General features: G+C 23.8%; 9 protein-coding genes, 1 tRNA gene and 1 pseudogene. 4 read left to right on the top strand and 7 right to left on the bottom strand.

What is annotated here, in order from left to right; genetic code table 11:
• Positions 1-8: 8 nt before the first annotated feature.
• Both secF and MADAR_RS02555 read left to right on the top strand, forming a co-directional pair.
• The gene (gene secF / locus MADAR_RS03080) at positions 9-704 is read left to right on the top strand and encodes a protein translocase subunit SecF (RefSeq protein ID WP_238523433.1); all 696 of its coding nucleotides are present in this window, start codon (positions 9-11) and stop codon (positions 702-704) included.
• Complete coding sequence (locus MADAR_RS02555; protein WP_041178005.1) at positions 701-946, top strand: twin-arginine translocase TatA/TatE family subunit; 246 nt, start codon at positions 701-703, stop codon at positions 944-946. Before secF ends, MADAR_RS02555 begins: the two co-directional genes overlap by 4 nt.
• Here MADAR_RS02555 and MADAR_RS02560 read toward each other — a convergent pair.
• Genes MADAR_RS02560 through MADAR_RS02570 form a run of 3 tightly spaced genes read right to left on the bottom strand, consistent with a single transcriptional unit; the run spans position 943 to position 4831 of the window.
• A complete protein-coding gene (locus MADAR_RS02560; protein WP_014158964.1) occupies positions 943-3069 on the bottom strand; it encodes a SurA N-terminal domain-containing protein in 2127 nt (708 codons plus the stop codon). The two genes, MADAR_RS02555 and MADAR_RS02560, sit on opposite strands and share 4 nt — an antisense overlap.
• Positions 3070-4335 (bottom strand): hemolysin family protein, encoded by a 1266-nt coding sequence (locus MADAR_RS02565; RefSeq protein WP_014158965.1) that lies wholly within the window; start codon positions 4333-4335, stop codon positions 3070-3072.
• 10 nt (positions 4336-4345) lie between these two features.
• Positions 4346-4831, bottom strand: coding sequence for a hypothetical protein (locus MADAR_RS02570; protein WP_014158966.1), 486 nt, complete (start codon positions 4829-4831; stop codon positions 4346-4348).
• A gap of 69 nt (positions 4832-4900) precedes the next feature.
• Between MADAR_RS02570 and MADAR_RS02575 the strand changes: the two genes are divergently transcribed.
• Positions 4901-4973 (top strand) — tRNA-Phe (locus tag MADAR_RS02575).
• Between the two features lie 3 nt (positions 4974-4976).
• Here the strand turns inward: MADAR_RS02575 and MADAR_RS02580 are convergent.
• Genes MADAR_RS02580 through MADAR_RS02595 form a run of 4 tightly spaced genes read right to left on the bottom strand, consistent with a single transcriptional unit; the run spans position 4977 to position 9543 of the window.
• Complete coding sequence (locus MADAR_RS02580; RefSeq protein WP_014158967.1) at positions 4977-5489, bottom strand: OmpH family outer membrane protein; 513 nt, start codon at positions 5487-5489, stop codon at positions 4977-4979.
• A gap of 36 nt (positions 5490-5525) precedes the next feature.
• Positions 5526-7901: an outer membrane protein assembly factor gene (locus MADAR_RS02585; protein ID WP_014158968.1), complete on the bottom strand. Its 2376-nt coding sequence runs from the start codon at positions 7899-7901 to the stop codon at positions 5526-5528.
• Entirely contained in the window at positions 7885-8607 is a 723-nt protein-coding gene (locus MADAR_RS02590; protein WP_014158969.1) for an isoprenyl transferase, read from the bottom strand. The genes MADAR_RS02585 and MADAR_RS02590 overlap by 17 nt, the downstream gene beginning before the upstream one ends.
• Positions 8608-8658: 51 nt before the next feature.
• The gene (locus MADAR_RS02595; protein WP_014158970.1) at positions 8659-9543 is read right to left on the bottom strand and encodes an NAD kinase; all 885 of its coding nucleotides are present in this window, start codon (positions 9541-9543) and stop codon (positions 8659-8661) included.
• 106 nt (positions 9544-9649) lie between these two features.
• Between MADAR_RS02595 and MADAR_RS02600 the strand changes: the two are divergent.
• Positions 9650-10572 (top strand): annotated as a pseudogene (locus tag MADAR_RS02600) (mevalonate kinase).
• The last annotated feature ends 3 nt before the right edge of the window (positions 10573-10575 follow it).

Below are 10575 nucleotides of genomic sequence, written 5' to 3' on the forward strand. Positions count from 1 at the left end.
AATTAAAAATAGTAACTAAATACAAGATATGGGATGACAATAATCAAGTGGATCAAGAAATTTACAAAAAGATGTTTTTATCATTGAAACCTTATTTTAAAAATATAAATTTTAATGATTTTAAAGGAAAAGAAAATTCTTTAGGGATTATATCTTACGAAAAAGTAGGTCCTATTATAGCTAAAAATATGACTAAAAATGCTTTTATTTCAATATTTATATCTTTATTAGGAATATTTTTATATATTTTTATAAAATTTAAAAAATGGCAGTTTGGTTTAGGAGCTGTGATGGCTTTGCTACATGATATCATTCTTGTACTTGGAGTATTTTCCATTTTTCATAATTGGAATCCAATTTTAGAAGTAGATCAGTCTTTTCTAGCCGCTTTGTTGACTATCATAGGTTATTCAATTAATGATACAGTAGTTATTTATGATAAAATTAGAAAAATTTCAAATATTTCTTCTTTGATGGATTTTAGAAAAATTATAAACAATGGAATTAATCATTCTTTAACAAGAACTATGAATACTTCATTCATTACTTTATTTGTTATAGGAATTATTTTTTTATTTGGAGGAAATACTATTCGTAGTTTTATGTTGGCTTTATTACTTGGAATAAGTATTGGGACTTATTCTTCCATATTTGTTGCTTCATCTATAGTATATGATTTATCTAAAAAAACAAAGAAAAAATAATGAATTTTTTATTTATTAGTATTGAAGAAAGTTTTTTTATTATTTTTATGGCTATAATTGTATTTGGTCCAAAAAAGATACCGGATATAGCTCGTGGAATGGGAAATGGTATAAGATATTTGAAAAATGCTAAAAATAAAATTAAGAATGAAATAATGAAAAATATTCTTTCTGAAAAAGAACCAACATCTAATAACGAAAAAAAAAAATCAAAGATACATTCTTCTGTCAAACGTAATTAAAAATTTTTTCTATAATCTTCTATCTTGGATTTATCCATTAATACTTTTTCCAAGATTTCTAAAATTTTTTTTCTCAAAGAAGCATTTAAAATTTCTATTTCATAAGAAAAATAAGAAGGATTATTAGAAGTATAACTATGTTTTAATGGTTTTATAAAGAATATTCCATTTTCACCTAATATAGGTTTAGATGTTTCATACAATTTTAAAGAAGAAGCAAAACCAACAACTTTAGGTTCTTTAAAATTATTGATTATAGAATCATAAAAATTTATTTTGTAATATTTTTTGATTTTTTTGTAAAAATAAAATGCTATATATTCTAAATTTTTCTTTTTTTCCATATTATAGAAATTATAGAAGAAATTTTCTATCTTTTTTCTCCTAATGAAAGAAATCAAATTATTTTTGATTTCTTCAACAGGAAATCCTTTTTTTCTAATCTTTGAAAGATAGACAAGAATATAATCTTTATTTGAAGTCTTCATTATTTTTGTATCTCCTTCTTTTCTATTATTTTCAAAAGACCAATCAATAATTTTTTTATCTATTTCTGTATTTAAACCATCAATTTCCCATTGATTATATCTAACATTTTTAAAATATATAGTTTCATATCTTTTTTTTCTTGCATTATTAATCAATGTATTTAAACTAGAATTTTTATTTTCTATAAAAAATTTATTTACATTTTTATAAAGAATATCTTTCGTTTTTTTAGATGGAATAATCGTTTTTATAACAACAGCAAATTGATAAGCAGGTTTAGGAATACTTTTATCATCTATCCTTATAATATGATAACCAAATTCTGTTTTAGAAAATCCAATCATTCCTTTTTTATTCTCGGAATTAAAAATATTAAATTTTCCAAAAACATTAACATTTTGTCCGTCATATTTCAACCATCCTAAACTTCCTTTATTTTTTTTAGCATTAATTACATCATCTGATTTTTCCTTTACTAAAAAATCAAATTTTTTAGGATTTTTTTTAACCAAATTGTATATATTCTTAGCTATTTTTTCAGCTTCTTTTTTAGTTCTTTTATTAGAAGAACGTATAGCTTCTTCATGAGAAATTAATATATGACTTGATAAAACAGAATCCGATATCATTTTTTTCCCAATTATTTTTGCTAGAACATAAATACTTCCTCTTTTTATAGGACCAAACATACTTCCAATCTTATCATTTTGGACAACAAAATTTTTCAATATGGGAGGGAGATTTTTTTTTAGATAAAAGTTGGAATCAAAAGGTTGTTCAGATTGATTTGAAACAAAATTAGCATTTTGATTGGTATATTTCAATTTATAAAATAATTTTTCCATTTTATTTTTCATATTTTTTTCATCTTCTAAAGATGGTTCTGATGGAAAAATCACAAAACTAAGACTTCTTAAATTTTCTTTTTTATAAAGGAACTTATGTTGTTTTATGTAATTTTTAATTTCATAATTTTTTATTGTATTATATTTATGTTCTATTTCTGAATAAGGAATAAAAACATAATCTACAATAGAAAAGAAATTTTTGTCCTTATAATTTAATTCTGCTTCTATTAAAGAAGTATTTAATCCATACATCAACATCTCTACATATTTTTTTGCGAGGATTCTTTTTGGAATATTATTTCTTTCATAATCCCAAATTCTCTTTTCTTCTTCAATTTTATAATTGTCTCTATTTGATGAATTTTCCAAATTATTTAGGTATAATTTAAATTTTCTTATATCAAAAATTCCATTTTTATCCTGAAAAAAAGGGATATAACTATATATAGATTGTTTGGATACAGCATTCCAAAAATCTTGTTTGGTTGTTTGTATTCCTAATTTTATAGCTTGTTGATTTAAAATTCTTTCATGAATCAATAATCTCCAAGCTTCATTTTTTAAATAATAATATGGATCCTCTTGACGAAATTTTTTTAAAAATTGAAAACAATCTTCATATTCTTTTATAAGAATATTTTCTCCATTTAATTTTCCAATTATATTGGTATTTCTTGTAAAAAATTTAAATAAAATATTAGGATCCAATACAAAAGATATAAAAACAATTCCTATAAATAGGAATAAAAACCATGTATTTCTTCTAATTTTTTCTAACAAACTCATCTATAGTCTTTTTTTTAGGAAAACTTCCTCTATTTTATTTTTAGAGACCTTTTTTATTTCTATGGACAAAGAATCGCTAATAATTATTTTTTCTCCTTTTTTAGGAATGTATCCTGTATGAAAAACAATCATTCCTCCTAAAGTTTCGTATTCTTCAGATTTAGGGAGACCTAATTTGTATTTTCCATTAATAAAATCAATCTCTAAACGAGCAGAAAATAAAAACTCATTATCATTAAATTTATTTTCAATGAATTTAATTTCATCATGTTCATCTTTTATATCTCCAAGAAATTCTTCTAAAATATCCTCTATAGTTATCATTCCTGCCGTTCCACCATATTCATCCAATACTATGGATATACTTTTTTTTTTCTTAATAAGAAGATCCATTATCTCTCGTATTGGAGTCGTTACATGAACTAATTCCACAGGTCTAATTATAGATTCCAGATTTTTTGGTTTTTTTTTTAATATTTCTAAATAGTGAATATATCCTATAATATTATCTATATTATTTCTATAAATTACAATTTTTGAGATTCCTTTTTCCGTAAGTTTATGACGAATTTTATCAATAGAAGAAGTTTCTATATTAGAAGAAATAATTTCTTTTCTAGGAACCATACATTCTCTTGCTTTCCTTTCATAAAATTTTAAAGCTTTATGAAATATTTCTACTTCAGATTCCACTATTCCCTGAATATTATTTTCTATATTCTCTGATAAGAAATAAATTAAATCTTCTTTATCAAAAATTTTTGTTTGATCATCTTCTTTTTCTCCAAAAAAATTTAAAAAAATATTGGATATACAAATAATGAAATTTGTAATAGGTGAAAAAATTTTATATAATATATATATAGGAACAATAAAAAAACTTAATAATTCATTAGAATATGCGCTAAATATCATTTTAGGAATAAATTCTCCAATAATAAGAATAATAGTAGCGGAAACTATCGTTTCTAAAAGAAAAATACAAAAATAATTATCATAAATTAAAAACCATTTCGTAAAAAAATAAAAAAACAATTTTTCCATATAAACTCCATACACTACCAAGGATATGGTATTTCCAATCACCATTGTAGTTATGAATTTTTTTGGTTTATTGAGGCTTTTATAAAGCAATTTATAACGAAAAGAATCTTTTTCTAATAATTCTATTTTAAATAAACTGGAAGAAACTAAAGCCATTTCCATTCCAGAAAAAAAAGCAGATACAAGTATAGTAAAAAAAACCATACTAATATGAAAAACCATAAAACTTCTTTTATATAGAAAGAAATCCACTAATATTTTTTAGTCTAATTTCTTTTAAGTCATCAGTAGCTTCCAATCCATTTATAGCTTTCAATATTGTACCGTTAGAAAAATATATAGTTGTGCATTTATTATTAAATATTTTTTTACGTTCTATATTCCAGAATATTTCCTCAGTTTTTAAAAAATCTCCATTAGGATTCATAATAATAATATTTCCTTTAATATGATAAAATACTTTTTTAGTTGACTTAACCCAATTTGCACTGAGATAAGTATACTTACTGGGATCTTTTTTTTCATAAAGAAATAATTGTAATCCATTTGGAAAAAAAGTATAAATTGAATATTCTTCTATAATTGGAGAATAAATAAATAATCGAAAAAACCCATCTTCTTTATATAAAATACTTGTACGAAGAAAGACTATCCTAGGAGTTTCTTTCTTATGTTTAATGGAAACTTCTTCCTTTGTACAAGAAAGAAAAAAAGACAATAAAAAAAATATAATTTTAAAACTTTTTAGTTTTTTACTTATTATTTATTGTATTTTTGTTCTCTGGTAGGTATCTTAGCTCAGTAGGTAGAGCAAAGGACTGAAAATCCTTGTGTCCCCGGTTCGATTCCGGGAGATACCACAATCAAATACCTAATTCTTTTTTTACTTCTTCCGTAATATCCATTCCTTTATTGACTAAAATTCCTTTTCCAGGACTACAATCGTCAACTCTTACAATTGTTTTATTCTTATCCATTACTTTATTAATAGCTTTTTCTATTTTTTTATATATAGGATTAAACAATTTATTTTTCTTTTTAACTAAATCATCTGTAGCTGTTTTTTGATAAGCATCAGCTTTATATTTTAATACGTCTAATTCTTTTTTAAGAATTGGATTCTTATTTTTTTGGAATTTTTCCGCTTTTTTATGAAATTCCTTTATTAATTGTTCCAATATATTCTCATGATTTTTACTTAATCTTTCTAATTCTTTTTGAGCTATAGAAAATTCAGGCATATTCTCCAAAAGAATTGAACTATTAAGACAAACTATATTACATTCTTTTTTATCACATTCTTCAGAATATAAAGATATTCCTATTCCAAATAATAAGAAAAACAATAAACAATAAACAATCGTATTTATTTTCATTTTTTTGTATTGTATTTATTTAAATTATATTTTATATTATTCTTTTCCTATAATAAAATTGGTTTTCCATCCTGATTGGACCGAAAAATTTTTCCTATCTATAGGATTACTTATATCTAATCCAAAAAAACCTATTGGAGACCAAAAAATACGGAACCCTAATCCAAAAGATTTCTTCATCTTAAACGGATTAAATACTTTATAAGAATCACTAATATTTCCTCCTTCTACAAATAAATTGGTCCAAAATTTAGATAGATTAGAAAACTCCTTAATCAAATAACGAATTTCGAAAATAGATTTATTATAAATAATTCCTCCATCCATTGGACTAATAGATTCTGGATGATTTCTATGAAAAGAATATCCTCTTAATGGAATCATATCTACATTTAAATTTTTACTTAAATGATTGGACTCTCCTCCTATATAAAATTTATGGAATGGAAACAATACTTTTGATTCGTCGCATTTTACCAATAAACCAAACTCTCCACCACTTTTAATTACCATTTTATCCATAATCTTTTTATACCAAAAGGCTTTCATTTTAAGTTTTAAAAAATTCATCCAATTCAATTTAAATTCTTCATTATTTCTCCTTATAATAGAATAAGGAAAATTAAATCTGCTAATAACTTGTATTTCCGATCCTTTAAAAGGAAAAATAAAATCAGGAGAACTTGTATCTCTTTGCAAAGAGATTAAATAGTTCATGTTATTATATCTAAATTTACGATCCAAATATGAAAATAAATATCTATTATAAAGAAATTTATCATAATTAATGGAAAATTCTACTTTGGTAGAATAGGGGAACCGAAAAGTTAAAAACTTTTTAAAAATCAAAGAATAATTTTTTTTTTCCAAAAATTCTTCATGAATTGCTGTTTCAGTAAATGAAATTTTCGGTAATAAAAAAATATCTTCAGATTCTTGTATTCTATCTTTTGAATAATTAAAATTTAAAGTTAATGATGTTGGACTTATTATTTCCAGCCAAGGTTCCGTAAAAGAACCCCCATAAGATTTTGTATCATCCTGGCTCAATTGACTATATAATAAAAGTTTTTGTCCATCTCCTTGAGGTAAAGGCCTCCATGATTTAAAATTAAACAAATTATTAATGGAAAAATTTAAAAAATTTAATCTTAAATTACCAACAAAATTACCCTTTCCGTATCCACCATTCAATTGAATTTGATTATAATTTTTTTCAATTACACGCCATTCTATATCTACTGTATTATTTTCTTTATTGGGTATGAATTTAGGAAATACTTTATTAAATAAATCTAAATTTTCCAAACGTAATAGACTATATTTTATTTCTCTAGGAGAAAAAATATTACCCGGGAAAGTATATAATTCACGTCTAATTACATGATCTTTAGTTATCGTATTTCCTGATATATTCACTTTATTAATATACACTGGTTTATTTTCTTCAATTCTTATTTCTAGATGAATTTTATTATCCTCTATCCTTTTCTCTATGGGAATTATTTTCGAAAATAAATATCCTGAATTTAGATAATATGAAATCATACCATATTCTGGATTTGAAATATTTTTATCAATACCAACTTTATCATAAATATCTCCTGTCTTATAAAAAAATTTTTTTCTTAAAAAATCCGTTTCATATAAAGTATTTCCTATAAAATCAATATTTCCCAAATAATATCGTTTCCCTTCAATAACCTTAATTTTTATTCCATAATTTCCAGAGTTTTTCTTCCATACGGAATCTAAAAATACTTGTACATCTCTAAAACCCATTGATTGATATTTATATCGAATATTTCTCAAATTCTCTTTGAGATTTGAATCAAATATATTTTTTGTAAACCAAAATTTATCTTTGGTTAGAAAACCAAGTAATATTTTTGTTGGAATAATTTTATTTCCCTCAAATAATATTATTTCAATTCTTTTTCCCTTACTATTTTTATTTTCGTTAAGTGATTTCCACTTATTTTCTATTAAAATTTCATTATTTTCAGAAATTTTATCTTCTGATTTTATTTTCTCTATTGAAGGTGAAACTTTTTCAATTCCTTTTATTTTATCAACATCTCTTAAATCCTCCAAATCAAAAATAAGATCCATTTCATTTTCATAAGATGTCTTTTTTTTATAGACCGATATATTTCCAAAAAAATGGCTATTCCATAATCTTTTAATAGCTTGATCTATCTTAATACTAGTATCTCCAGAAAAAATATGAGATAAATTTGAAATAAAATGAGGATCATGTTTCGTTTTCCCAGTAATCAAAATATTTCTTACAATAAAGGTTGAAGTTTCCTTAGTAGGATCTTTAAATTTTTCTGTTTGAGCAGATAATATCTGTAATAGAATAAAAAACGAAAATAAAAATAAATTTTTTGATTTATATAACCTTTCCAAAACGACGTCTTCTTTTTTGATAATTTATTATGGCTTCAAAAAAATCTTTCTTACGAAAATCTGGCCACAAAACATTTGTAAAATATAATTCTGCATAAGCAGATTGCCAAAGCAAAAAATTGCTAATTCTCTGTTCTCCACTAGTCCTAATAATAAGATCTACATCTGGTATTTTTTTTGTATATAAATGATTTTGAAAAAAAGAAAAATTTATATCTTCTAAAGTTATATTTCCCATATAAACTTTCTTAGCTATAATTTTGGTCGCCCTTATAATTTCTTCTCTAGATCCATAACTTAAAGCTAATACTAACGTCATGGATGTATTATTTTCAGTTTTTTTTATGAATAGAAATAATCTTTTTTGTATAACCACAGGAAATTTTTCTATTTCTCCTATAGCAATAATTTTTACATTTTTGTTATGAATTTCTTCTAAAGAATCTTTCAAATTATTATGCAACAAACGCATCAAACTATCTATTTCCTTCTTTGGACGATTCCAATTTTCTGAAGAAAATACATACAGAGTCATATAAGGAATACCCAATTCTTTACATCCAACAATGGAATCTTTCACAGACTGTATGGAATTTTCATGTCCAAATGTTCTTAATTTTCCTCTTTGTTCAGCCCAACGACCATTCCCATCCATAATAATTCCAACATGATTAGGAATGTTATTTAAATCTATTTTATTTTTCATCTTAAGAAAACACAAATATATAAAAAATAAAGAATAGAATAATGGATGGCATTAATTTCTTTGGTCCATTCCCCACAATAATTTTTCCCGTAAAGTTTTGTAATAAGTATGTTTTTCTTCTTGTATGAGATATATATAAAAAGGAGCTTTCTTAATGTATAACTCATTTTCTTTTTTCAAGGAAGTAAGTCTAGTATCCATAGATAAAGAATAATATTTCACACGACTATGTATTTTTAAATGAATTTTTTGATGATCCGAAATAATCAATGGACGAGAAAACAAATTATGAGGAGATATAGGTGTAAGAACAAAATTTTTGTTTTCAGGAGTAATAATCGGCCCTCCACAACTTAAGGAATATCCAGTAGAACCTGTGGGAGTAGAGATTATCAATCCATCAGCCCAATAAGAAGTTAAAAATTGATTATCTATATAGGCATCTATAATAATCATAGAAACAGTTTCCTTACGAATAATAACAATTTCATTTAATGCAAAATTAAAAAACGGATCATGATCCATAATAGAGGTTTCCAAACATAACAAACTTCTAGGCATTAAATGAAATTTACGATTAAAAATTTGATCTATTTTTTTAATAAAAACATCCTTATTAAAAGTTGCTAAAAATCCTAAATTTCCAGTATTTACTCCTACAATAGGAATTCCAGTATCCCTAACAAAAGTTATGGCAGATAATATCGTTCCATCCCCTCCAAAAGTAAACATTAAACTAAAATCTTTGGTTAATTCTTTATAATGAGAAAAAACAGGAAAATTAAGATTCTTAAATTCTTCAAAAGAAGATAATACATGAAAAAATGATTTTTCTATATAAATTTCTATTGAATGATTAGATACATAGCCAATGAACTGATTCAGGTATGGGATATTTTTTCTTCCAAATTTTTGTCCATATAGGGCTACTTTCATTATAAATATTTTTATTAACTATAAAATCTACAAAATTAATCTGTTAATAAAGAAAAAAAATAATTATTTTAGCAAATTAAGGTGATAAGAAACAATTTAATAAAAGATGAAAAAACATATATATCCTTCTAAAATTTTATTATTTGGAGAATACTGCATCTTAGAAAATTCTAGTGGACTTTCCATTCCTTATGATTTTTATCAAGGAACTTTAAAATTTATTTCTGTATTATCTTCCAATAAAGAATCCATATATTCCAATTTTGAATTAAAAAAATATTTTCAATTTTTGTTAGAAAAAAAAAATTAGCAAAATTTGATCTCGAAAGATTAAACGATGATCTGCAAAAAGGTATTTATTTTCAATCCAATATTCCTAAAGGATATGGAATAGGAAGTTCTGGAGCCTTAGTTACCGCTATTTATGATAAATACGCTAAAAAAAAATTAAAAAAATGTTTTAAAAATATAAGAATTCTAAAGGAAATATTTAGTCAAATGGAATCTTTCTTTCATGGAAAAAGTTCTGGAATAGATCCTTTAGTTTCCTACTTCAACAAACCTTTACTTATTCGATCAGAAAGCAATATCTCTACTATAAATATACCAAAAAAAAAGGAATTTAAAGGGAAAGGAGCTATTTTTTTACTAGATTCTGGTTGCTCTAGAAAAACCTCATCTATGATGAGTTTTTTCTTAGAAAAATTAAAAAACGATAAATTTAAAAAAATATTAAAAGAAGAATTTATGAAATACAATGAGAAATGTATTGAATTTTTCTTGAAAGGAGATTTTAAAATAATGCTAAAAAATGTAAAATTACTTTCCACCTGGGTTTTTCATCATTTTAATACTATAATTCCAAAAAAATTTTGTCAAATATGGGAAGAAGGACTTATTACCAATATTCATTATCTAAAATTGTGTGGTTCTGGAGGAGGTGGCTATATTTTATGTTTTACTCCAGATTACAAAATCTCTAGAGAAAAATTAAAGGACTATACAAAAAAAGTAATTTTTCGTTTTTAAAGC

It is taken from the genome of Blattabacterium sp. (Mastotermes darwiniensis) str. MADAR (genome assembly GCF_000233435.1).
GTDB lineage: Bacteria > Bacteroidota > Bacteroidia > Flavobacteriales > Blattabacteriaceae > Blattabacterium.

Coding starts and splice junctions, on each gene's coding strand:
- MADAR_RS02560 (WP_014158964.1), bottom strand. CDS start 3,069: ATGAGTTTGTTAGAAAAAATTAGAAGAAATACATGGTTTTTATTCCTA.
- MADAR_RS02565 (WP_014158965.1), bottom strand. CDS start 4,335: ATGGTTTTTCATATTAGTATGGTTTTTTTTACTATACTTGTATCTGCT.
- MADAR_RS02580 (WP_014158967.1), bottom strand. CDS start 5,489: ATGAAAATAAATACGATTGTTTATTGTTTATTGTTTTTCTTATTATTT.
- MADAR_RS02590 (WP_014158969.1), bottom strand. CDS start 8,607: ATGAAAAATAAAATAGATTTAAATAACATTCCTAATCATGTTGGAATT.
- MADAR_RS02595 (WP_014158970.1), bottom strand. CDS start 9,543: ATGAAAGTAGCCCTATATGGACAAAAATTTGGAAGAAAAAATATCCCA.